At 29.3% G+C, this 23,179-nt stretch carries 21 protein-coding genes; 9 read left to right on the top strand and 12 right to left on the bottom strand.

Annotated features, from left to right (window positions below):
* The first annotated feature begins 1 nt into the window (after position 1).
* Positions 2-1,270: a GTPase HflX gene (hflX, locus tag IPM32_06050; GenBank protein ID MBK8944822.1), complete on the top strand. Its 1,269-nt coding sequence runs from the start codon at positions 2-4 to the stop codon at positions 1,268-1,270.
* Positions 1,257-2,825, top strand: coding sequence for a histidine ammonia-lyase (hutH, locus tag IPM32_06045; protein MBK8944821.1), 1,569 nt, complete (start codon positions 1,257-1,259; stop codon positions 2,823-2,825). Before hflX ends, hutH begins: the two co-directional genes overlap by 14 nt.
* Before the next feature lie 3 nt (positions 2,826-2,828).
* On the opposite strand, the gene IPM32_06040 is transcribed toward hutH, so the two are convergent.
* From IPM32_06040 to IPM32_06005, 8 genes are all read right to left on the bottom strand, one after another.
* Positions 2,829-3,953, bottom strand: coding sequence for a glycerate kinase (locus tag IPM32_06040; GenBank protein MBK8944820.1), 1,125 nt, complete (start codon positions 3,951-3,953; stop codon positions 2,829-2,831).
* A gap of 70 nt (positions 3,954-4,023) precedes the next feature.
* A complete protein-coding gene (locus IPM32_06035; protein ID MBK8944819.1) occupies positions 4,024-4,551 on the bottom strand; it encodes a hypothetical protein in 528 nt (175 codons plus the stop codon).
* 83 nt (positions 4,552-4,634) lie between these two features.
* Positions 4,635-5,063, bottom strand: coding sequence for a hypothetical protein (locus IPM32_06030; protein ID MBK8944818.1), 429 nt, complete (start codon positions 5,061-5,063; stop codon positions 4,635-4,637).
* 6 nt (positions 5,064-5,069) lie between these two features.
* Entirely contained in the window at positions 5,070-6,155 is a 1,086-nt protein-coding gene (serC, locus tag IPM32_06025; GenBank protein ID MBK8944817.1) for a 3-phosphoserine/phosphohydroxythreonine transaminase, read from the bottom strand.
* A 142-nt stretch (positions 6,156-6,297) separates the two neighbouring features.
* Complete coding sequence (locus IPM32_06020; GenBank protein MBK8944816.1) at positions 6,298-6,702, bottom strand: four helix bundle protein; 405 nt, start codon at positions 6,700-6,702, stop codon at positions 6,298-6,300.
* 111 nt (positions 6,703-6,813) lie between these two features.
* Positions 6,814-8,049 (bottom strand): DUF1015 domain-containing protein, encoded by a 1,236-nt coding sequence (locus IPM32_06015; protein MBK8944815.1) that lies wholly within the window; start codon positions 8,047-8,049, stop codon positions 6,814-6,816.
* Positions 8,050-8,164: 115 nt separating this feature from the next.
* Positions 8,165-8,338 (bottom strand): redoxin domain-containing protein, encoded by a 174-nt coding sequence (locus IPM32_06010; protein MBK8944814.1) that lies wholly within the window; start codon positions 8,336-8,338, stop codon positions 8,165-8,167.
* A 170-nt stretch (positions 8,339-8,508) separates the two neighbouring features.
* Positions 8,509-9,867, bottom strand: coding sequence for a hypothetical protein (locus IPM32_06005; GenBank protein ID MBK8944813.1), 1,359 nt, complete (start codon positions 9,865-9,867; stop codon positions 8,509-8,511).
* Positions 9,868-9,980: 113 nt separating this feature from the next.
* Here IPM32_06005 and IPM32_06000 point away from each other — a divergent pair, with 113 nt between their 5' ends.
* Complete coding sequence (locus tag IPM32_06000) at positions 9,981-10,358, top strand: DUF2203 domain-containing protein (protein MBK8944812.1); 378 nt, start codon at positions 9,981-9,983, stop codon at positions 10,356-10,358.
* Positions 10,359-10,396: 38 nt separating this feature from the next.
* On the opposite strand, the gene IPM32_05995 is transcribed toward IPM32_06000, so the two are convergent.
* Positions 10,397-10,825 carry an OsmC family protein gene (locus IPM32_05995; GenBank protein ID MBK8944811.1) on the bottom strand — a complete coding sequence of 143 codons (429 nt, stop codon included), beginning with the start codon at positions 10,823-10,825 and terminating at the stop codon, positions 10,397-10,399.
* 236 nt (positions 10,826-11,061) lie between these two features.
* Here IPM32_05995 and alaS point away from each other — a divergent pair, with 236 nt between their 5' ends.
* Both alaS and IPM32_05985 read left to right on the top strand, forming a co-directional pair.
* Complete coding sequence (gene alaS / locus IPM32_05990; protein MBK8944810.1) at positions 11,062-13,632, top strand: alanine--tRNA ligase; 2,571 nt, start codon at positions 11,062-11,064, stop codon at positions 13,630-13,632.
* A gap of 69 nt (positions 13,633-13,701) precedes the next feature.
* On the top strand, positions 13,702-15,456 hold the full coding sequence (locus IPM32_05985; protein ID MBK8944809.1) for a family 43 glycosylhydrolase: 1,755 nt from the start codon (positions 13,702-13,704) through the stop codon (positions 15,454-15,456).
* Between the two features lie 60 nt (positions 15,457-15,516).
* Here IPM32_05985 and IPM32_05980 read toward each other — a convergent pair whose 3' ends face one another.
* On the bottom strand, positions 15,517-16,416 hold the full coding sequence (locus IPM32_05980; protein ID MBK8944808.1) for a DUF4249 domain-containing protein: 900 nt from the start codon (positions 16,414-16,416) through the stop codon (positions 15,517-15,519).
* An 11-nt stretch (positions 16,417-16,427) separates the two neighbouring features.
* On the bottom strand, positions 16,428-18,743 hold the full coding sequence (locus IPM32_05975) for a TonB-dependent receptor (protein ID MBK8944807.1): 2,316 nt from the start codon (positions 18,741-18,743) through the stop codon (positions 16,428-16,430).
* A gap of 259 nt (positions 18,744-19,002) precedes the next feature.
* Between IPM32_05975 and IPM32_05970 the strand changes: the two genes are divergently transcribed.
* Positions 19,003-20,061 carry a DUF21 domain-containing protein gene (locus IPM32_05970; protein MBK8944806.1) on the top strand — a complete coding sequence of 353 codons (1,059 nt, stop codon included), beginning with the start codon at positions 19,003-19,005 and terminating at the stop codon, positions 20,059-20,061.
* Positions 20,062-20,104: 43 nt separating this feature from the next.
* Here IPM32_05970 and IPM32_05965 read toward each other — a convergent pair whose 3' ends face one another.
* Positions 20,105-20,638, bottom strand: a complete 534-nt coding sequence (locus IPM32_05965; protein MBK8944805.1) for a histidine phosphatase family protein — start codon at positions 20,636-20,638, stop codon at positions 20,105-20,107.
* Positions 20,639-20,773: 135 nt separating this feature from the next.
* On the opposite strand from IPM32_05965, the gene IPM32_05960 reads away from it, so the two are divergent.
* The 3 genes from IPM32_05960 to IPM32_05950 all read left to right on the top strand — a co-directional run bounded on the left by IPM32_05960 (position 20,774) and on the right by IPM32_05950 (position 23,178).
* Complete coding sequence (locus IPM32_05960; GenBank protein MBK8944804.1) at positions 20,774-21,145, top strand: DUF2200 domain-containing protein; 372 nt, start codon at positions 20,774-20,776, stop codon at positions 21,143-21,145.
* A 134-nt stretch (positions 21,146-21,279) separates the two neighbouring features.
* The gene (locus IPM32_05955; protein ID MBK8944803.1) at positions 21,280-21,846 is read left to right on the top strand and encodes a hypothetical protein; all 567 of its coding nucleotides are present in this window, start codon (positions 21,280-21,282) and stop codon (positions 21,844-21,846) included.
* Positions 21,847-22,065: 219 nt separating this feature from the next.
* Positions 22,066-23,178: a hypothetical protein gene (locus IPM32_05950; GenBank protein MBK8944802.1), complete on the top strand. Its 1,113-nt coding sequence runs from the start codon at positions 22,066-22,068 to the stop codon at positions 23,176-23,178.
* Position 23,179: the final 1 nt, after the last annotated feature.

Genomic DNA, 23,179 nt, shown 5'->3' with positions numbered 1-23,179 from the left:
TATGATAGAAACCACCCAAATAGTTATTGATAGAGCAATACTTGTTGCACTTAAGACAAGAGAAATATCCGATGATAGAATTGATGAACATTTGCTTGAACTGGAAATGTTAACGAAAACTGCCGGAGCCGAAACAATACTGAAAATTGTGCAAGATAAAAGTAAAATGGATTCTGCATTTTACATTGGCAAAGGCAAAGCTGAAGAAATTGCAGAACTTGCGGAAATGAATGAAATAACTATAATTATTTTTGATGATGATTTAACGCCGACACAATTAAGGAATTTGGAAAAATTAATAAACAGAAAAGTTGTAGATCGATCGGGATTAATATTAGATATTTTTGCTCAACACGCCAAAACTAATGAAGCTAAAACTCAAGTGGAGCTTGCCCAGCTTCAATATTTATTGCCAAGATTAACAAGAGCATGGACGCATTTATCCAAACAATACGGCGGGATTAGAACTAAAGGTCCCGGCGAAACTCAAATTGAAACTGATAGACGAATTGTCAGAACCAGAATTAGTGCACTAAAAGATAAATTAAAGAAAATTGAATCTCAGCAAAAAACAAAAAGTTTGGGCAGAGAAGAATTAATTAAAACAACTTTAGTCGGTTATACAAATGCAGGAAAATCTACTTTACTAAATTTATTAACTGAAGCCGCTGTTCTTGCTGAGAATAAACTTTTCGCAACTTTAGATTCTACAACCCGTTCTTTTGAATTATCGCCGAAGAAAAAAATTCTAATTACAGATACTGTTGGATTTATTCGTAAACTTCCACATCATTTAGTTGCATCTTTTAAAAGTACATTAAATGTTGTAAAAGAAGCGGATTTAATTCTTCATGTAATTGATATTACAAATCCATTCTTTGAAGATCACATAAAAGTTGTTGAAGAAACTTTAGAAAGTCTTGAATGCAAAAATAAACCCACAATCAAAATCTTTAATAAAATAGATGCTTTAGAAGATAAAAGTAAAATTGATTACGTGAAAAATCATTTTCCAAATTGCATTATAATTTCTGCCGAGCGCGGAATAAACATTGGAAGCCTTAAGAATATTTTCTTAGAATTTTATGAGCATAATTTTGTTACAAACAAAATTCGCACTGATCACGCAAAAGGAAATTTAGTTGCAAAAGTTCATTCGCTTGTTGATGATTTGAAAACAACTTATGATGATTTTGGAATTACATTGGAATATAAAACTTCGAAACAAATTCATGAACAAATTATGAGATTGTTTAATGGTAAGAAATAAAAAGTTAGTAATTGATGGAAACACATTAACTTTAGAGAAAATTGAATTCTTCTTAAATGAAAATCCGCAAGTTATATTAAGTGAAGAATCAAAACGAAATGTTATAAAAACTAGAAAATTAATTGATAAATGGATTGAAGAAGACCAAGTAATTTACGGTGTAACTACTGGATTTGGTGAGTTTTCAAATGTAAAAATTTCCAAGAATGATTTAGAAAAACTGCAAGAAAATTTAATTGTAAGTCATGCTGCCGGCGTTGGAGAAAATCTTCCTCCATTTATAATTAAAATTATGATGCTTCTTCGTGCAAACGCTTTAGCAAAAGGTTATTCTGGTATTAAGCTTACAACTTTAGAACTTTTGTTAGAATTTATAAATAACAATATTATTCCGGTTATTCCATCGCAAGGATCCGTAGGCTCAAGCGGCGATTTGGCTCCGCTTTCACATTTGGTGCTTTCATTAATTGGAAAAGGAAAATCGCAAAAATTTAATTTTGTAAATTGTGAAACAACAAATTTTACAAAACCGGTTTCAACAAAAAATTTATTAAAAAAGTTTAATTTAACTCCAATAAAATTAGGAGCAAAAGAAGGTTTAGCTTTAGTTAACGGAACACAAATGATGACTGCATTTGCGGCATTCATTTCAATTCAAGCGAAAAAATTAGCGATGCAAGCTGATATAAGTGCGGCGTTAAGTCACGAAGCTTTACGCGCAACAGATAAAGCTTACGATTTACGTTTACACAATTTGCGCCCGTTTGATGGACAAATAAATACTGCAAAAAATATGCTTGCGCTAATTAAGAATAGTGAAATCAGAAAATCACATTTAGAAAATGATACACGCGTTCAAGATTCATATTCGCTCAGATGTATTCCGCAAATTCATGGCGCTTCAAAAGATGCAATTAATTATGTTTGTTCAAAAGTTGAAATTGAGTTGAATTCAGCAAATGATAATCCTTTAATTTTTCCGGCAGAAGGTGATCATATTGAAGGTGGAAATTTTCACGGACAACCAATGGCTTTGGCAATGGATTTTATGGCAATTGCACTTTCAGAAATTGCAAATGTTTCCGAAAGAAGAATAGAAAGATTAGTCAATGGTCAGCTTAGTAACTTGCCAAGATTTTTAACAAAAAACGGCGGACTCAATTCTGGCTTTATGATTGCTCAATATACCGCTGCCTCATTAGTTTCCGAAAATAAAACTTTATCACATCCAGCAAGTGTTGATTCGATTCCAACTTCAGCAAATCAAGAAGATCACAATTCAATGGGATCAATTGCATCTAGAAAATGTTATCAAATTTTGCAAAATGTACAAACTGTAATTGCCATTGAAATGCTTGTTGCATCCCAAGGAATTGAATTTCTTAAACCTTTAAAATGTGGAGTTGGAACTTCCGCGGCTTATAAAAAAATTAGAGAAGTTGTAAAACCTTTAAATCATGATAGAGAATTGCATATTGATATTCAAAAAGTTTTGAAAATTGTTAAAGATAATTCGCTATTAAAATCTGTTGAAAATAAAGTGAAACTATTTTAATTATTAGTCTAAATTTAATTTATCAATCATTAATTCTTCACTTATTCCTACTAAATATTTTGATGCATTTTCCATTGCATTTTTTTTTGAGATTTCTTTTGTTTTAATTGTTTTGACAAATTTCAATTTCAACTTATTAAAATCTTTTTGCTTTAGATTTGTATCACCGCAAATAACTCCGATTGGTTTGTTATGCTTGTTACAAATATCAATAATTCCATTTACTACTTTTCCTTTTAGAGTTTGCTTGTCAAAAAAACCTTCGCCAGTTATTATTAAATCTGCATTTAGTATTTGTTTCTCAATTTTCAATAAATTCATAACGGTTTCTATCCCGCTAAAAATTTTTGCATCACAAAATGCATTTAGTCCCGCAGCAATTCCTCCGGCAGCTCCTCCGCCTTTAATTTTAGAAATGTTAATTCCTAAATTATTTTTAACTACTTTTGAAAAATTTCTTAAACCTTTGTCCAATTCAATAATTTCAGAATCATTAGCTCCTTTTTGTTTTGCGTAAATATATGACGCACCATTTTTACCAAATAAATTATTTTCTACATCGGTCAGAATTATAAATTCGATCTTATCAAAAGTTACTTTATTTGTGTTCTCTATTGATTTTATGTGAGTTAAATTTTTACCAATCGGTTTTAGAATTTTTCCATGCTCATCTTTAAATAAATAACCCAAAGCTGATGCAATTCCAATTCCCGCATCATTTGTTGCACTTCCTCCAACAAAAAGAAAAATTCTTTTTACTCCTTTTGAAATTGCATCTAAAATAATTTCTCCGGTTCCATAGGAAGTTGTAAACATTGGATTTCTATCTTTCTTTTTAAGTAATTGCAGACCGGAAGTTAATGCAAGTTCTATATAAGCAGATTTTTTATAAATTCCGTAATAAGTTTTTATTGTTTTAAATTTTGGGTTTGCAACCGTTAGATAAGTTTTTTTAAATGGAATAATTTTTTCTAAAACTGTTAGAGAACCTTCGCCGCCATCAGCTAAAGGGATTTTAGCAATTTTTATTTTGGATGAAATATTTTTAATTCCATTTTCTATTCCATCGCAAACTTGCTGAGAAGTAAGTGAGTCTTTAAATTTATCCGGAGCAATTAAAATTTTCATTACATTTAACTTTTTTATAGATACGATTTTGTTGTAAAAATATAATGAAAACTCTTTCTTAAAATAAATTCTATTTAATTTCTTTTGTTTTAATAAACCAATTCGTAATTCCTTTTACGGTTTTATCAACAAATTTTTCTTGTTTCATTTTCTCTTGTTCTACTGAATGCAGACTTTCATATCCAACAGCAACATAATATGCAGCTTTATCAAAAAAATTATTTAACTGCTGATAAAATCCTAAACATTGATGAAGTTCCAAACTTGAATGTATTATTCCATGATTTAATATATAACGCCACAAAACAACGCGAGCTAAAATTAAAGCAAATATTACTTCACTATTTTTTAGATTTTCTGCAGCTCTCTGTCTACCAAGATCAATAAAAAATTCTGCTGTATTTGCATCAGTTGGATCTGCATTCATAATCCATACACCTAGTCTGCGGTAAACATTATGAATTCTTGTTTTAAGAATTTCATTATCAACTTTTCTATAACCAAATGTTGATGGATTTGATTTTACTTCTTTAATCCATTCTTTGGTTATCGAATCTGCATGATCTTCTACGAGTCTGATAAATTTTTCGTATAACATTTTGCACCTCCATTTTATTTTTGAGAAGTACAACATCAATACGAAAACCATCAGTAATTTTAGATTGGTTTTCTTTGGAAAAATTATTTTTCTAAATTAAAAGGAATATTTATTGTTTTTGTTTGTTTGGAAATTTCATCGCTGACAATAAAAACCAAATTATAATTTCCAACCGCGAATGTTGAATCCAATTCAATTTGTGCTTCTAATTGTAAATCGGATATTTCTTTTTTTTCATTTAGTAAAATATTTTTATCGAAAATTGATTTGATTGTATCATTCTCCGTCGTAACCAAATCAACTTTATAAAATAGGTTTATATTAGATTTATTTTCTTCAATATTTTGGGCGAATCCTTTTGCATTAACTGTAGCATTAACTTCCCAAGAATTATCAACTTCGAATGCAAACGCTTCCGGACTAAATAGTTCAAGTTTAGGTTCGGGCTTGCTAGAACAAGCCCAAACGCTAAGTAATATTATGATAGAAAAAATATTTTTACAATTTTTCATATTATTTTAATTGTTCTTTTTAAAATCCTTCATAAATTCAACTAATTCTTCCACACCTTTTTTGGGAAAGGCATTATAAATTGATGCTCTTAATCCGCCAACAGATCTATGTCCTTTTAATCCGGAAAAACCTTTTGCAGTTGCTTCCGCAATAATTTTTTTCTCTAATTCTTCACTTGGCAATCTAAATGTAACATTCATTAAAGATCTATCTTCTTTAACTGCAGTACCTTTATAATAACCATCACTTTCATCCATATAATCATAAAGAATGTTGGCTTTCTCTAAATTCATATTATACATAACTTCAAGTCCGCCAAGATTAAGTAACCACTTAAAAACCAATCCCATAATATAAACTCCAAATGTAGCTGGAGTATTATACATTGATTCATTTTCAACATGAATTTTATAATTCATATAAGTGTGCAAATTATCGCTGCTTCTTTCAAGCAAATCTTTTCTAATAATTACAAGAACAACTCCGGAAGGTCCCATATTTTTTTGAGCGCCGGCATAAATTAATCCAAATTTATTTACATCAAAATAGTTGTGCAGCATATCCGAAGATGTATCGCAAACCAAGGGAATATTTCCAGTTTCGGGAATATATTTAAATTGAGTTCCGAAAATTGTATTGTTAGATGTGTAATGAACATAAGATGCATCGGAAGATAATTTCAATTCATTTTGTTTAGGAATTCTAATAAAATTTTCTGTTTCAGTTGAAGCGGCAATATTAACTGTACCTTCACGCTTAGCTTCTTTAGCGGCTTTTTTAGCCCAAGCTCCAGTAAGAATGTAATCAGCTTTTTTTGCCGGAGGCATTAAATTTTGCGGAACCATTGAAAACTGAAGTGTTGCTCCACCTTGCAAAAATAACACCGCATAATTATCTCCAATGTTTAATAGTTTTCTTAAATCGGCTTCCGCAGTTTTAATAATTGCTTCATAAGCTTTGGAACGGTGACTCATTTCCATCACAGACATTCCAGTATTTTTGTAATTGTAAAAATCTGCTTGTGCTTCTTTTAAAACTTCTTCCGGTAAAATAGCTGGTCCAGCACTAAAGTTATAAATTCTTTCACTCATTTTAATTTTCCTTATTAAATTTTTGAATTGTAAATCTCTCAGTCTTAATAATTTTTCTTTCTTAATCTAACTCATTCTTTTTTCTTAATTCTTTTAAAAAAGATTAAGAGCAAGAGTAAGATTAGGATTAAGAAATAAAAGATTATCTATCAGAATTATATTCCACTTCTGGTTCGTGAATTCTTGTAGAATTACTTTTAATTAATCCTATTAACATTGAAACAATTTCTTTCAGTAAATCTTTTCCAAATTTAATTTCTTCAGAGGTTAAAATATCTTTTGTAACTAAAATATCTAATCCAGCAGAACATTCTAATGCCGAACCGCGCGAAATATCAAAATATCTACATCTATCTTTACTTGTAAACTTACCATTGCCTTCTGAAATATTCAAAATTATTGATGTTGAAGCTCTTTCTAATTGTTCATATACTGAATATCTTTTCTCAACTTTGGTTAAAACTACATTTAACCACTTAAGAAATTCTAAAGATTTCTGATAAACAATTAATTTTTCATGATCGAAATAGTAAATCTTTTCTTTCATTTTATTTGTCTTACTTTAACTTTTTTTCTTAATCTTATTCTTAATCTTACTCATCCTTTTTCCCTTATTTTTTAAAAAGAAGATTAAGAGTAAGATTATGATTAAGATTATTTAAATTGTATGAACAACCAATCCATCTCTCAACTTTGGTTCAAACCAAGTTGATTTTGGTGGCATAATCTCTCCGGCATCGGAAATATTTATCAAATCTTCAATTGAAACCGGATACATTGAAAATGCTGCTTTTGCTTTTCCGCTGTTTACTAATTTTTCTAATTCCGCAGTACCTCTAATTCCACCAATAAAATCAATAGTTGTATCGGTTCTAATATCTTCAATTCCCAAAATCGGTTTAAGTAAATAATTTTCTAAAATGCTTACATCCAAATTTCCGCCAACATTTTCAGCTTTTTTTACATTATCATTTGGCTTTAACAAATACCATTTATTTGAAATATACATACAAATATTTTTTACATTTTTGGGTGCAGCTAAATCCGAACTTTCGATAGAAAAATTAGTTTTAATTTTTTCAATAAATTGATTTTCCGACATTCCCTTCAATTCGAAAATAACTCTGTTGTAAGGAAGAATTTTTAATTGTTCTGCAGGAAATAATACTGCCATAAAAAAATTATATTCTTCCTTTCCGTTATGATTTGGATTAATATTCTTTTTAACTGTTCTTGCCCTTGCTGCGCTTGCGGCTCTGTGATGTCCATCGGCAATATATAAATATTTCGTTTTTGCAATTTCATTAATTATTGTTGAATTATATTCTTTTGGTAAAATCCAAATTTTATGAATTATTCCATCGTTCGAAGTAAAATTATACGTCGGTGTAATTTCTTTCATTGTTTTTTCAACAATTTGATTTACTTTATCAATTCCTTTGTATGTTAAAAAAACTGCACCTGTTTGTGCTTCTGTTGTTATTATATGATTTGTTCTATCATCTTCTTTCACTTTTCTGGTTTTTTCATGTTTCTTAATAATATCATTTTCATAATCATTAACAGAAAAAGTTGCGGCAATTCCAACTTGTTTTTGCTCGCCCATTGTTAAATCATAAATATAAAATCTTTCTTCTTCATCTTGAATTAGTGTTTTTTCATTTATAAATTTTTGGAAATTTTCTCTCGCTTTATCATAGACAGATTTATCGTAAGGATTTGTATTTTCCGGAAGTTCAATTTCTGATCGTGTAACACGTAAAAAATTATATGAGTTTCCGGCAGCTAGATTTGCAGATTCTTCTCTGTTTACAACATCATAAGGAACACTGGCAACAAGATGTGCAAGATTTTCTGCCGGACGAAATGCTTTAAAAGGTTTAATTACTGCCATATTTTCAAATCTCCGAAAAAATTATTTTCTATTTGTAAATTAATAAATTACGATGATAAAGGATATTGTTATCGTAAAAATTATTCAATCATCTTTATTATTTGATCAAGTTCTGTTAAAATTTCTTTTCAGTTCCTTCCAATCCAACACTTTTCAATTTAACGTTTCCATTTTTATCAATAATAAATTTTGTTGGAATTCCTTCAACTCCATAACTTTCAATTACTTCATTTTGGTCATTAAGCAAAACGTGAAATGGATATTTATTTTTTGCATAAATTCTTTGCATTTTTCAATTTATCTTCAACTCTTTCCCAAGAATTTGCGAATAAAAATTTTACATTTTTCTCGTTTTCAAATTAATGTAAAATTTGGTGCTGTTTTATTTAAGAATATCTTTTAAAATTTTTTCTACCATTTTCTTGTAAGAATTTTCATCCATTTTATTTAGATATTCATCTAAAGATTTTTATTCGCGCCTAATTTTATAAATGCTTCGCTCAAAATTTCATTTATTTTATCTGTTGCTTTTCCTTTTGAAATAAATTCTTCCGATTTACTTTTCGCTTTTTCATACTGCTTTAATTTGAAAAGTAATGTGATATAACTTTCATTCATTTCGGGATAATCGCCGTTTGTTAATGTTGTAGCTTCTTCAAATGATCTTAATGCAGCTTCGGTTTTACCTAATTCGTTTTGAATATTTCCATACGTATCGAGAATTAAGCCAAGCGCAATTTTCTTAGAGTTTTTCCATTTTTCAGAGTCAATATAAACCGGTTTAATTCCGGTTGGATTTTTAACTTCATTTCTAGCAATTTCAATTCCTTTTTCACAATACTGCATTGCACTTGGTAGATTTTTTTTTATTTCAAATATTCGCCAAGCAATTCCATTATACAAATTTGAATTTGCCAAATACAAATATTCATTCAACAATTTTTCAGCCGATTTAAAATCATTTTCTTTTACTTGCTGATTAATTATGCTTGAAAGCATGTATGCTGAAACTTCGCTTTCTTTATCCAGTTTTATATATTCATTAAAAACTTCTAACTTTTTTTCAACAGTTAGCATGTTTCTAAATCTGCCCAAAAATCTTGATTTAATTAAATTTGATCGTGGAAATTTATTTTCAATCAATTCAACATATTTTATTGATTTTACATGATCACCAATATTTCTTGTTGCATTAGCTAAAAATTCAAATTCTTTTTGAGTGAAATCATTTTTCTCTTCTAAAATTTCGATTTCTGCAGTTGTTGCGCTATCAACTCTATTCTTGGGAAATGAAATTACGTAACTATTAAGAAATTGATTTTTAATTTTAGGATGTTTTACAAAATCTTCTTTAAATAATTTGTTTGCAAGTTCTACATCTCTTTTAAGTCCAATTGTAGCCGACCATCTAATATAAAAATTTCCTAATCCGGCTTTATATCCCGCAAGTTCGTTTTCGTCGTCATCGAAAAGTGGAATTACAAATCCAAGTTGATTATTATCATCAGTATTTTCACCGCTGATAAATTTTAAAACCAATCCATAAGTTTCATTTTCCGATCTAAATTTTCCATTCCATACTTCACCATTTTTTTCCATCGGAATTTTACTTGTGTTTAATAAATCATCCCCAAAAGAATAAACAATCATATTAATTTCTGTAACATTTTTAAAACTATCTTGCTCGGGTATAAATTGAATTTCAATTTCTTCGCCAATTTTGGGTGATTCCGGTGAAAAGGAAAATTTTTGTTTTTTATCTTCGGAACAAGAAATAGCAAATATTATTAACAATACAATCAACAAAAATTTCTGCATTACATCCTCATTTAAAATTTTATATTGTTACAAAAATACCATTTTCCTCTTAATTTTATTACCTTGCTAATGTTAAAGAATTATAATTATTTTTTGTAAAAATAAATGAAGCTATGTTTGATCAAGAAGTAAAATATTTTACACCTGAAGAAGCAAATAAAACTTTACCACTTGTAAAAAAAATTGTTAAAGATATTTTGGATTATAGTTTTGAACTTAAAACTATTTCTGATTCTGTTGACGGAGAAATTGGAAATAATACGGAAGCACAAAATTTAATTATAGAAATTCATGGATTTATGAATGAGTTAGAAGAAATTGGATGCTTTTATAAAGATTGGAATTTCAATGTGGGATTGGTTGATTTTCCGGCTGTTATAAATAACGAAGAAGTATATTTATGCTGGAAAAGCGACGAAGAAAAAATTATTTATTATCACGGAATCAATGAAGGTTTTAAAGGAAGAAAGTTAATTCCAAAATTTGATTAAAAAAACTCTCTTCAATTAAGAAGAGAATTTCATCAAATTTATTTTTCTTCTTTAATTGTAAATGAGTGTGTAATTTCAACTGATTTTTCCAACATTGCCGTTACACTACAATAAGTTTTTTGAGAAAGTTCTATTGCCCGCTCAACATCAGCTTCTTTTATATTTTTTCCTACTAATATAAATTCAAGGTGAATTTTTGTAAAAACTTTTGGATGTGTTTCTGCAGATTCAGCAGAAATTTGAATTTCAAAATCATCTAATTTTACTCTTTTTTTCTCCAAAATTGTTATCACATCAGAGGCGGTACAGCCGGCTAAACCAAGTAATAAAAGTTCTTTTGGTCTAATTGCTCCGTTACTTCCGCCAAAATTTTCCGGTCCATCCATCGTAATCCAATGATTTGAATCGGTTTTTCCAACTAACGTAATTCCTTGTAATTGTTTAACCACTGCTTTATGTAGAGCCATTTTTTCTCCCAATTAAAATTTTCTGTCTGTATGATGAAAAAATAATAAACAAGTTTCCGAAAGTTTAATTAAATCTCAAAATTTTGTTTTGATACATTTTTCTTTTTTATTGACTTTTCACCTTTCACTTTTGACTTTTTACGTTTTACAACTCACGTTTTTAGTTTCCACATCTCAACGTTTCAACATTATTTATTATATTTAGCGCTCAATTTATAACAATAATTAGAAAATTTATGACATCGCAACAAATTAGAAATCAATTTTTAGAATTTTTCAAATCCAAACAACATACAATTGTCCCAAGTGCGCCGGTTGTTCCTTATGATGATCCAACTTTACTTTTTACAAACGCGGGAATGAATCAGTTTAAAGATGTTTTTTTGGGAAAAGGAAATCGCGATTATAAACGCGCTGCCGATACACAAAAATGTATTCGAGTTAGCGGAAAGCATAATGATTTGGAAGAAGTCGGACACGATACTTATCATCACACATTTTTTGAAATGTTGGGAAATTGGAGTTTTGGCGATTATTATAAAGAAGAAGCAATTACTTGGGCTTGGGAATTATTAACCGAAGTTTGGAAATTACCGAAAGAGAGATTATGGGCAACTGTTTTTGAAACTGATGATGAAGCTTTGAATTTGTGGAAAACCAAGACTGATATTAACCCAAATCATGTTTTAAAGTTTGGCGCAAAAGATAATTTTTGGGAAATGGGAGAAACTGGTCCGTGCGGTCCGTGTTCGGAAATTCATATAAATCTAACAGATGATTATGAAAACCCAAAATATGTAAATACCGGAGTACCGGAATGTTTGGAGATTTGGAATTTAGTTTTTATACAAAATAATCGTGATGAAAATGGAATCTTGCATGATCTTCCCGCAAAACATGTTGATACCGGAATGGGCTTTGAGCGAGTTTGTGCAGTTTTGCAAAGTAAAAATTCAAATTATGATACCGATGTTTTTCAGCCGTTAATTCAAGAAATTTCAAAAATTTCTAAAATTCCTTATGATACTCAAGAACATCAAATTCCAATGCGTGTAATTGCTGATCATATTCGTACACTTACTTTTGCAATTGGAGATGGCGCAGTTCCCGGTAATGATGGAAGAAGTTACGTACTACGCAGAATTTTACGTAGAGCTGCTCGTTACGGAAGAAAATTAAATTTAAATGAACCATTCATGTATAAGTTGGTTGATGTTTTGGTAAAAACAATGAGCGATGTTTTCCCGGAAATAAAATCAAATCAAGCAAATATTGAAAAAATTATAAAAGCGGAAGAAGAAAGTTTTAATGCAACTTTAGATAGAGGAATTTCTTTGTTCGAAGAAATTTCCCAAAATGTAATTTTAAAAAATGCAAAAGTAATACCCGGCGAAGATGTTTTTAAACTTTATGATACTTTCGGATTTCCTGTTGATTTAACCAATGTTATGGCTCAAGAAAAAGGTTTACGAATTGATGAAGATAAATTTAATATTTTGATGAATGAACAAAAAGTCCGCGCAAGAAAAGCGAATAAAGTTGATGGTGCAAGATTTATTTATAAAGATTATATTCCAGATGAACATAAAGTTTTAACTGAATTTGTTGGATATGATAATTTTGAAGAAGGAATTGAAATTACGGAAATAAATAGAATTGATGATTTGCTTATTTTTAATAAAACACCATTTTATGCTGAATCTGGTGGTCAAATTGGTGACACTGGTACAATTTATTACAGAGATCAAATTTTGAATATTGTTGATACTCAAAAGTTTGATAATACTTATTTACATAAAGTTGATTTTCCAAACGATCCTGATTATACTGATTTACCTATTTCAATCTTTGCTCCATTTATTGTTCAAGTAAATATCAAACGCAGATGGGAAATTATGCGAAATCACAGTGCGACACATTTTCTTCATGCTGCACTTCGACAAATTCTCGGGACTCATGTAAAGCAAGCTGGATCGTATGTTGGTCCGGATAGATTACGTTTTGATTTTGCACATTTTCAAAAAGTTACCCATCAAGAATTACAAGAAATTGAATCTTTGGTAAATTTTAAATTACATGAAAATATTGAACTTCAGCATCACAGAAATATTACGTTTGATGAAGCTAAAAAAATGGGCGCTTTAATGTTCTTCGGTGATAAATACGGAGATAAAGTAAATGTTGTGCAGTTTGGAGATTTTTCATTGGAATTCTGCGGCGGGACTCATGTAAAAAATAGTTCGCAAATTGGATTGTTTAAAATTATCAGCGAATCATCAATTGCAAGCGGAGTAAGAAGAATAGAAGCCGTAACCGGTTTGGGGGTTGAAAAATATATTCATAATCAAATTTTAGAATTAAGAAACGCTGATGAAAAAATTGCTCAACTAAATGAAGAAAAGAAAAAAATTGAGAAAGAACTTTCTGAAATTAAACTTAAAGAAAAACTTGGCGGCATTGATACTATTGTAAATAATCCATTTGAGAAAAATGGAATAAATATTTTTAAAGGAAAAGTTGATGTAAACAATATGGATGAATTGAAATCCATGGGAGATGAACTTCGTGAAAAAATCAGAAATGGAGTTGGAGTTTTAATTTCCGAAATTGAAGGAAAGGTTGGAATTGTCTGTGTTGTTACGGATGATTTAATTAGTACAAAAAAATTATCCGCTGGAAAAATTGTTGGAGAAATTGCAAAAATTGTCGGAGGCGGAGGAGGTGGAAGACTACATCTTGCAACTGCCGGTGGAAAAGATATTTCAAAAATTGATGAAGCATTGAGTAAAGTTGAAGAGTTTATTTAAATAATCAATTTATCAATTCGTGAATTAGTGGCAATTTATTTAGCCACGAATGCACTAATAAAAAATTATATGAAAACTACAAAAAGAATTCTTATAGTTTTTCTTCTTTTCTTCTCAATAATTTCTGGACAACAAAAATCTCAAAAAACTTATTGTAACCCAATGGATATCGGTTATCGTTACAACTTTGAACAAATTGATCAGAAAATTTCATATCGATCTGCTGCCGATCCAGTAATTGTTACATTCAAAGATTCATATTATTTATTTGCAACAATTTCTAACGGCTGGTGGAAATCTAAAGATATGAGCGTTTGGGAATTTGTTACACCAAGCATGTGGCCCATGGAAGATAATTGCGCTCCGGCTGTACTTGTTGTAAAAGACACAATGTTAATTTATCAATCGACTTTTGAAAGACGACCAATTTTGTACACAACCCAACCGGAAACCGGAAAATTAAAATTTTATAATCGTTATATGCCATGGCGAAGAAAAGAAATAGGTTCTTGGGATCCGGCACTTTTTTATGATGAAGATTTGAATAGATATTTTATGTATTGGGGTTCATCAAATATATACCCAATTTACGGTTGCGAATTGGATTATAGCCGACAATTAGCTTACAAAGATACAATTGCATATCAATTTATTTATCTTCACCCCGAAGAACACGGCTGGGAAAGGTTTGGATTAAACCATAGTGATGAAATCGATCCTTTTATTGAAGGCGCTTGGATGACAAAATATAATGGCAAATATTATTTGCAATATGCTGCTCCCGGAACGGAATATAATGTTTACGCAAATGGAACTTATATAGGAAACGATCCGCTTGGACCTTTTACTTATGCGCCTTACAATCCAATTTCATACAAACCCGGCGGTTATGTGCAAGGTGCTGGTCATGGAAATACTTTTCAAGATTTGAATGGAAATTTTTGGAATACCGATACTCCGTGGATTGCAGTAAATTGGAATTTTGAAAGGCGAATTGCAATGTTTCCGGCATTTTTTGATAAAGATGATCAGTTTTTTTCTAATACACGATTTGGAGATTTCCCACATTACTTACCCACTAAAAAAATCATAAATAAAGATGAACTTTTTACCGGATGGATGTTGTTGAGTTATAAAAAACCGGTTACCGCTTCGTCTGTTCGTGATACTTTTTCTTGTACCCAAATTACGGATGAAAATCCGAGAAGTTATTGGGTTGCAAATACAAATAAATCCGGAGAGTGGGCAATTATTGATTTGCAAAAAATCAGTAATGTTAAAGCTATTCAAATAAATTTGACTGATTATAAATCAAATATTTACTTTAACGATTCGATTGTTTATACGCAATTTAAATTTTATACATCAAAAGATAATGTTATTTGGGAATGTGTTGTTGATTTATCGAACGAAAAACAAGATAGACCAAACGGATATTTCGAATTAGAAAATCCTATTGACGCTCGTTATATAAAATTTGAAAATATTTATGTTCCAACCCTAAATTTGGCAATAAATGCAATTCGTGTTTTTGGAAACAGTTATGATGCAAAACCGAAAACTCCAAATAGTTTAAAAGTTATTCGCGGTAAAGATGAACGAAATGCTTTTATTACTTGGGATAAGGTTGATGGAATTGTTGGTTACAATATTTTATGGGGAATTGCAAAAGATAAACTTTATCAGACTTACCAAATTTTTCATGATCAAGGACCAAAATTAGAATTGCGTGCTTTGAATAAAGGTGTTGATTACTTTTTTGCAATAGAAGCATTTAACGAAAATGGAGTATCAGAAAAGAGTTTAGCAATATCTTGTGAATAAAAATTTTAGACACAAATAAATTTAAAAAGTTGTGAGTTGTTTTGTTGTGGTTTAAGTATTTTATTTTATTCGATAAACCGAAGAACTATAACCGCCAAAAATTCCTAATCCATTTTGAACATTATTATGAATTGAAACCGGTTCTGCAAAAGGATTATCATCCGCTTCATCTTGTTCTTTTACCGAAATAATATATTTATATAAATTTTCACTTAGTGACGAAAGTATAACATAAACTTCTGAGTAATAACTAATTTCGTAAGTTGATATTTTTAATTTATATTCTTTCCCGGAAATTATTGCATCATCAAAATATGCTGCGTAACCATAAAATGTTTTTTCGTTTTCATCAAAAATATCACTTTCACCAATTAGAATATCGTTGCTTTCAAAGAATAAATTTGTTCTATAAATTTCTCCGGAAAAATTTTCAATTGCGAATAATGATAATTGATAATAATTTTTTGTATTTCCATCATCTTCAAAAATAATTGTAATTTCATTCTGAGAAAGATATTCATCCAAAGGATTTGATTCCAATAAAACATTTTTTATTAAAATACTATTTGGGATTTTATCTTCTGCAAAAACTGATTTAAATCCATCAGCACTTACAACAATTTTATAATTATTATTTATTTGAGGAAATGTGTTTTGAGCAATGTAGAAGCCGTTCCCGGAGTAATTTAGATTTGTAACAATATTATCTCCGTTCCAAATTTCAACTTTAGCATTTTCTAAAATTGGAATTTTATCTTCATTATATCCATATTCATTTAGCACAGAAAAACTTTCTAAAATTCCCAAACTTTTTGAAACGTGAACTTTAAAAACACTATCTGGAGTAAAAAAGCTATTTACAACAATTAATGGATTTTGTTTTGGTAATTCAACATCCACAACAGATTCGCAACTGATTGATATAAAAATTATGGAAAATATTTTTAGAAAATTTTTCATTTTATATTGTCTTAAAATTTAAAACTATAACTGATTGAAGGAATAATTGGAAACAAAGTAACTTGTTTTAGAATATTTTTATTATTCATGTAATCATTTTCAAAATAGTAGAAGAAAGGATTTTTTTGCGAGTAAGCATTGTAGACTGCAACTGTAAGCACGCTGCTGTTTTCTTCACCCCACATAAATCTGCAAGCTAAATCCAAACGATGATAAGCTGGCATTCTGAAACTATTTTTTTCTCCAAAATATTCCAATTGCTGATAATTATAATTGTAATATTGATCAAACAAACTTGAGTTGCCATAATATTGAACAAGCGGAAGAGAAATTGCATTGCCCGTTCCGTAAACCCAAGTTAAAGATGCATCAAAACTTTCGGATATTTTATGATTAAGAACCAAAGAAATATCATGTCGCCTATCGTATTTATAAGGAAACTCTTTTCCGTTATTTAATTCATCAAATTCTCTTTTTGACCAAGCCATCGTGTAACCAATCCAGCCGGTTGTATTTCCCTTTTTCTTTTGAAGAAATAATTCAATGCCGTAAGTTGTACCTTCACCAAAAGTAATTTTGCTTTGCCAATCTGAATTTAGTCCAAAAAATTCTGCGCCTTCTTTGTACTCAAGCAAATTGTTCATTTTCTTATAATATGTTTCAACGGTAAATTCAAATTCATTATCAATAATATTTCTGGAAATTCCCAATGCTGCTTGATGTGCTTTTTCCGGTTTAACAATATCAGTTGTCGGAACCCACAAATCAGTCGGCAAACCAATTCCGCTATTTGTTAGAAGATGAACATACTGATTCATAAATGTGTAGGAAGATTTAACCGACCAATCTTTAATTAAATATCTTAGTGAAATTCGCGACTCGAAAGAAAAATAATTTTTATTATTTACTGCAAATAATGAAGTGTGAATTCCCGCATTAATTTTTAGATTAGAATTAATTTCCAAATCATCTTCAAAATATCCTCTTAATTCTATTGCATTATGAAGCAATGAGGCGGAAATTGAAGTATCAATATTTTGCGAAATACTGTATTGAAAAACTCCCGGATTAAATTTATGATGAAATAAATTTGCACCAAATTTTATATTGTTGTTTTGGTTGGGAACCCAATCAAAATCAATTGCAAAACCAAAATCTGTAATTCCCGATAAATATTCCGCACGATAAATTTCTTTTTCATTATTATATTCTGAAGAACTTTCAACATCCGTGTAAAATCTAAATCTGCTGAAATTTGCCGTAACATTGCTGAATAAATTATTTGAGAAAATATGATTCCACCTAATTACGGATGTAATATTTCCCCAACCCAAACTAAAATCGTTTGAAGAATTTGAGTAATCAAAATCACTTTTAGAAACTGCATAAAATTCATCATCGCCTAAATAGAGACTAAAAAAGAGTCTATCGTTCAAAGAAAAAATATGATTTAATTTTGCATTCAAATCATAAAAATAATATCCGCCGTATTCGTTATCATCCATAAACGGCTGGGCTAAAACGTCTATATAAGTTCTGCGTGCAGAAAAAATAAAAGAAGTTTTATCTTTGTAAATCGGTCCTTCGTAAGTTACTTTTGATGAAATCAATCCGACTGTAGCGCTTCCTTCAAATTCTTTATTGTTACCTTCTTTCATATTAATTTCTAAAATTGATGAAAGTCGCCCGCCAAATCTTGCCGGAAATCCTCCTTTTAATAAATTTACATTTTTTACCGCATCGGAATTAAATACAGAAAAAAATCCGAATAAATGACTTGCGTTGTAAACTGTCGTTCCGTCTAGCAAAATTAAATTTTGTTCTGGACTTCCGCCTCTCACATACAAACCGCTGCTTCCTTCGTTACCGGATTGTACGCCGGGTAATAATTGTAATGCCTTTAAAACATCTGTTTCCCCAAGTAAAGCGGGAATTGAAGTTATTTGTTTTATTGGAATATTAAAATTACTCATTTGAGTATTTTTTGTAATTTCATCAATCGCTTCAGATTCAACCAATATTTCTTCTGTTTCAATAGATTTTGGTGAAAGCACAATTTGTAAAAGTGTGTCTTTTTTGGTTGATAAATTTAGCTGAGAATTTTCATAACCAATGTATGAAATGATAATATTATAGTTTTGATTTTGCGGTAGAACCAAACTGAAGAATCCGTAATTATTTGTTGCGGCTCCAATTTGTAGATTTTTCTCATAAACATTTGCGCCAATTAATCTTTCGCCGGATTTTGAATCTTCAATAAATCCACTAATTGTAATGCTTTGAGCAAATGCAAAGGAATTTAGTATAAATATAATTGCCAAAAATATTTTTGATTTAGAAATCAAATTTGCTCAATAAAAGTTTGTTTAGTGGTAAAAATATTAAATTAAAATTTTCTAATTCAATATTAAAATAAGTGACTAGAATTTACTTTTATTAGTGCATTAGCGGCAAATCTTTTAGCCTCAAATTCACGAATAATAAAATATTTCTCTTCGAATTTAATTGAAAGTTCAAAAATAATTTTGAATATTCTAATTACTTAAAAAAAATTTAAGAAACTTCCTTCACAAACTATAAACAATAATGACATTACTTTTAATATATCTATTTATTGCACTTTTTACATCATTTTTGTGTTCGATTATGGAAGCAGTTTTACTTTCTACACCAATATCATATTTAAGATCAAAAGTTGATAATGATGAAGTAAATTCAAAAAAAATGATAAAATTTAAAGAGGATATTGATAAACCTCTTTCTGCAATTCTTTCATTAAACACTGCTGCACATACTGTTGGCGCTGCAGGTGTTGGTGCACAAGCAACAATTGTTTTTGGCAACGAGTATTTCGGAATTGTTTCTGCAATCTTGACTATTCTTATTTTAGTCATTACCGAGATAATTCCCAAAACACTTGGAGCTAATTACAATAAGCAGCTTCTCAATATTACCCCAATTATTATATCCATAATGATTTTTATTACATATCCACTTGTTGTAATTTCTTCAACTTTAACAAAATTGCTTTCGCGTAATAAGAATGAATTAACAATAAGCAGAGAGGAAATTTCTGCATTAGCAAAAATTGGTACAAAAGAAGGAATTTTTGTTGAAAAAGAAAATATTATTTTGCAAAATCTTATAAAATTAAAACATATAAGAATTTCTGAAATTATGACGCCTCGTATTGTAGTTGTAGTTGCAAACGAAGAAATGACTTTACAAGAATTTCTTAAGGATAAGGATTTTCTTCACTTTTCGAGAATTCCTATTTATTCAAAAACTCATGATAATATTTCAGGTTATGTTTTTAGAGAAACTGTTTTTGAAAAATTAGCTGAAGATCAATTTGATTTAAAATTAAAAGATATAAAACGTGAAATTCTTACTTTTACCTCATTTACATCATTATTTGAGGCTTGGGAAAAATTACTTGAAAATAAAGAACACATTTCGCTTGTTATTGATGAATATGGCGGAATGAATGGAGTAGTATCATTAGAAGATATTATCGAAACTCTTCTGGGTTTTGAAATTGTTGATGAAAAAGATAAAGTTGAAGATATGCAGAAATTTGCAATGGAAAGATGGAAAAGCCGACAAAAAAAATATCAATATTTGAAAAATAATTTTGATGAATAAATATTTGGTTTAACAATTTTATTACCTATTCACGAATTAAAAACTAATCTTCCAACAAATAAAGATGAGCATTTTTGATATTCAAATCTACATTTCCTTTAAATCCATTTTTCATCATTTCTTGTGCAAACATATGAAGAAAATATCCATGTGAAACTATTAAAATATTTTCGTAACCGGATTTTTTTATCAAATTATAAAATTCGTTAATTCTTTTTTTTGTTTGATTTATATCTTCAATTTGAGATTTGTGCGATTTATACCAAGAAATTCTTGCTCCAATATGCCAAATAAAACTTGGTAATTTAGTATTCATTTTTGTAAATGGAGTAATTGGAACTTCTTTTATTAAATCAGTTTTTACTATTTTTCCGGAAAAAATTTCCTCGGCTGTTGTAATTGCTCTTGGCAAAGTACTACAATAACAAATTTGCCAATCATCAGAATTTATTTTCAGTCCATTTTTATTAACCGGAGCCAAATCATATTTTCTCATAGCTTCTGCAAATTCTTGAGAAGTAAGAAATGTTTTCTCATTTGTTATTACTTTGAAGTGACGAACAAGACCAAGTTTCATATTTCAGTATAAGTTAAAAATATACAAACAAAAAATAGTTTATATTTTATATTATTGTGGAAAATAAATTGTTGACAACAAATAATTACAATCATTTAAAACAATTTTTCCTAACAAAACAGATTGATTACAAAAATGAATAAATTAAATAATCATAATGAGCGAATTGCAAAAATGTCATTCGCTTCGGTTTATCCGCATTATGTAACAAAAATAGAAAAAAAAGGAAGAACTAAAGCCGAACTTCACAAAGTAATTGAATGGCTTACCGGTTATGATGAAAAGAAACTACAATCTATTATAAAAGAAAAAGTTACTTTCGAAAAATTTTTTCAAAATGCAAAATTAAATCCAAACGCTAATCTTATAACCGGAGTAATTTGCGGATATCGCTTGGAGGAAATTGAAAATCCTTTGACTCAAAAAGTAAGATATTTAGATAAACTTGTGGATGAATTAGCAAAAGGTAAAAAAATGGAAAAAATTTTACGGGCTCCTTTACTTTAACCGAAATAGGAAAGCCTTTTTTCAATCCAAAATGGTTTTATTCATTTGAAAGATATTTTTCAAAAATTTCAAATATTTTCTATTAAAATAAGATTGAATGTATTATTTTATATTAACAATAAAGGAATTTTAAAATGAAGAAACTAAAATCATTTATACTTTTTGTAAGTTTTCTAATAATAACTTCTGGATGTCAACAAACTTCCGATAAAAATATCTCAAACAGTTTAGTATCATCATTCGATGAAAAAGCAGAAACAGATTCAATAATGAAAGTTATTGAAGGTGAGACAAAATGTTTTTTTGAAGGAAATTACGAATGTTGGAAAAGTTACTGGGGTCATAAAAATTATGTTGTTCAAGCTTGGAATAATAGCGATGGAACTTCAGATATTGCCGTTGGCTGGGATAAAATAAATTCAAGAGGAAAAGAATGGATTGAAAAATATTATAAGAATGGTGAGAATATTATTCATCCCATTGTGAAAAGAGAAAAGCCAATGATAAAGTTTTACAGCGATTCAACAGCCTATCTTACTTGGAAACAATACAATTCCGATAAAGAAAATAAATATTTTAGAACAAGTTTTGAAACAAGAATTATGGAAAAGGAAAATTCCGGATGGAAGATTGTAAATATTTCGGCATTTTGGGATACACAGCCTGATATTCCTTTCGATAGTTTACAAATAAATAATTAACGATTTTTGCTTAGTAAAAGAAACTTCTGAAAAATTAGAATTGTGATATTTCAGAAGTTTCTAAAAGTATAACAAACATACTTTTTAATTATTGATTTTTTCCGATTTTCTTTCCTTCACATAATAACTTTCACTGAAATTAATTTTATTAAAAGTTGTATTTTAGTCATAACATTTAAATAATTAATTATTCTACCATTTACATTGAGCTTAAATTCTATGAAAAGTAAAACACTTGCAATTTTTGTACTTTTATTTATTTTAATCAATTGCAGCAAAGATAATTCAACCGAAAATAAAAATGATGTTGATAATGGTCCGTTTACTTTAACAATTTTTAATGAAGTTCTATATTATGATGGTTATGCAGCTACCGTAAATGAACCCGTTCCGGATGGGATTTTAAGAATTTCCAATTCAAAATATGCAACAAAATTTTCTGAAAGTGACCTTCAAAAAATCGGTAATAAATTAAATTTGGAAATTATAATAAAAGCCGCTTGTGATAATTATGATAGAATTGGAAATGTTTTTCTAAGCTTTATAAATAAAGGTACTATTTATAATGAAGAAAATGTTGTTAAGAAAATTGAAGTTGCAAGATTTATAACTCCGTTTATGGATAAAAATAAAACTCCAAATGAAGTTCCGTATAGTTTTGAAATAAATAATGTTGCTAAAATTTTAACCGATTCTGAACTAAAAACTAAATATGATTTCTGGATGGAGTTCGATATTTTCGGAGTTCCATATGCTGCAAATACACAGATTGCCGGTTGCGCTGGAAAAAATTATACATTCTATGGAACATTAAAATTAAACACTTCGGATCAAAAAGAAAACAGTTTGCAATTTTTAGAATCTGTTACATGTTTTGATAGTCTTAATAATTTCAAAAACACTGATGTAATTGGAAAAACAATTCGTACTTTTAATATTGATGTTCTTTCAAAATTAACAAATGCTGCAATTTATTTAATTACTTCAAATCATGGTTCCAATGCTGGTGGAGAAGAGTATATTAGAAGAAACCATTATGTTTATTTTGATGAAAATTTAATTGCAACATATAAACCGGGTGGAAAATCTTGTGAACCTTTTAGACAATATAATACACAAGGGAACGGAATTTACGGTTCCAAGACAAGAACAGAAACGGAGTGGACTTCATGGAATAATTGGTGCCCAGGTGATGTAATTCCAATTAGAACCTTTGAATTGGGTTCGTTGGAAGCTGGAATCCATACTTTTAAAATTGAAGTGCCGGAGGCAAAATTTGTTGATGCACAAGGAAACTTTCCGCTATCGGCATATATTCAAGGTGATAAATAAA

Source organism: Ignavibacteriota bacterium (genome assembly GCA_016716225.1).
Taxonomy (GTDB): Bacteria; Bacteroidota; Ignavibacteria; order Ignavibacteriales; family Melioribacteraceae.
Note: the sequence above shows the minus strand (reverse complement) of the source record. Positions and strands in the feature narration are given on the sequence as shown.

What these genes read in the sequence shown, in the direction of transcription:
- hflX (MBK8944822.1), top strand. Translation starts at nt 2, where the DNA reads ATGATAGAAACCACCCAAATAGTTATTGATAGAGCAATACTTGTTGCA.
- hutH (MBK8944821.1), top strand. Translation starts at nt 1,257, where the DNA reads ATGGTAAGAAATAAAAAGTTAGTAATTGATGGAAACACATTAACTTTA.
- IPM32_06040 (MBK8944820.1), bottom strand. Translation starts at nt 3,953, where the DNA reads ATGAAAATTTTAATTGCTCCGGATAAATTTAAAGACTCACTTACTTCT.
- IPM32_06035 (MBK8944819.1), bottom strand. Translation starts at nt 4,551, where the DNA reads ATGTTATACGAAAAATTTATCAGACTCGTAGAAGATCATGCAGATTCG.
- IPM32_06030 (MBK8944818.1), bottom strand. Translation starts at nt 5,063, where the DNA reads ATGAAAAATTGTAAAAATATTTTTTCTATCATAATATTACTTAGCGTT.
- serC (MBK8944817.1), bottom strand. Translation starts at nt 6,155, where the DNA reads ATGAGTGAAAGAATTTATAACTTTAGTGCTGGACCAGCTATTTTACCG.
- IPM32_06020 (MBK8944816.1), bottom strand. Translation starts at nt 6,702, where the DNA reads ATGAAAGAAAAGATTTACTATTTCGATCATGAAAAATTAATTGTTTAT.
- IPM32_06015 (MBK8944815.1), bottom strand. Translation starts at nt 8,049, where the DNA reads ATGGCAGTAATTAAACCTTTTAAAGCATTTCGTCCGGCAGAAAATCTT.
- IPM32_06010 (MBK8944814.1), bottom strand. Translation starts at nt 8,338, where the DNA reads ATGCAAAGAATTTATGCAAAAAATAAATATCCATTTCACGTTTTGCTT.
- IPM32_06005 (MBK8944813.1), bottom strand. Translation starts at nt 9,867, where the DNA reads ATGCAGAAATTTTTGTTGATTGTATTGTTAATAATATTTGCTATTTCT.
- IPM32_06000 (MBK8944812.1), top strand. Translation starts at nt 9,981, where the DNA reads ATGTTTGATCAAGAAGTAAAATATTTTACACCTGAAGAAGCAAATAAA.
- IPM32_05995 (MBK8944811.1), bottom strand. Translation starts at nt 10,825, where the DNA reads ATGGCTCTACATAAAGCAGTGGTTAAACAATTACAAGGAATTACGTTA.
- alaS (MBK8944810.1), top strand. Translation starts at nt 11,062, where the DNA reads ATGACATCGCAACAAATTAGAAATCAATTTTTAGAATTTTTCAAATCC.
- IPM32_05985 (MBK8944809.1), top strand. Translation starts at nt 13,702, where the DNA reads ATGAAAACTACAAAAAGAATTCTTATAGTTTTTCTTCTTTTCTTCTCA.
- IPM32_05980 (MBK8944808.1), bottom strand. Translation starts at nt 16,416, where the DNA reads ATGAAAAATTTTCTAAAAATATTTTCCATAATTTTTATATCAATCAGT.
- IPM32_05970 (MBK8944806.1), top strand. Translation starts at nt 19,003, where the DNA reads ATGACATTACTTTTAATATATCTATTTATTGCACTTTTTACATCATTT.
- IPM32_05965 (MBK8944805.1), bottom strand. Translation starts at nt 20,638, where the DNA reads ATGAAACTTGGTCTTGTTCGTCACTTCAAAGTAATAACAAATGAGAAA.
- IPM32_05960 (MBK8944804.1), top strand. Translation starts at nt 20,774, where the DNA reads ATGAATAAATTAAATAATCATAATGAGCGAATTGCAAAAATGTCATTC.
- IPM32_05955 (MBK8944803.1), top strand. Translation starts at nt 21,280, where the DNA reads ATGAAGAAACTAAAATCATTTATACTTTTTGTAAGTTTTCTAATAATA.
- IPM32_05950 (MBK8944802.1), top strand. Translation starts at nt 22,066, where the DNA reads ATGAAAAGTAAAACACTTGCAATTTTTGTACTTTTATTTATTTTAATC.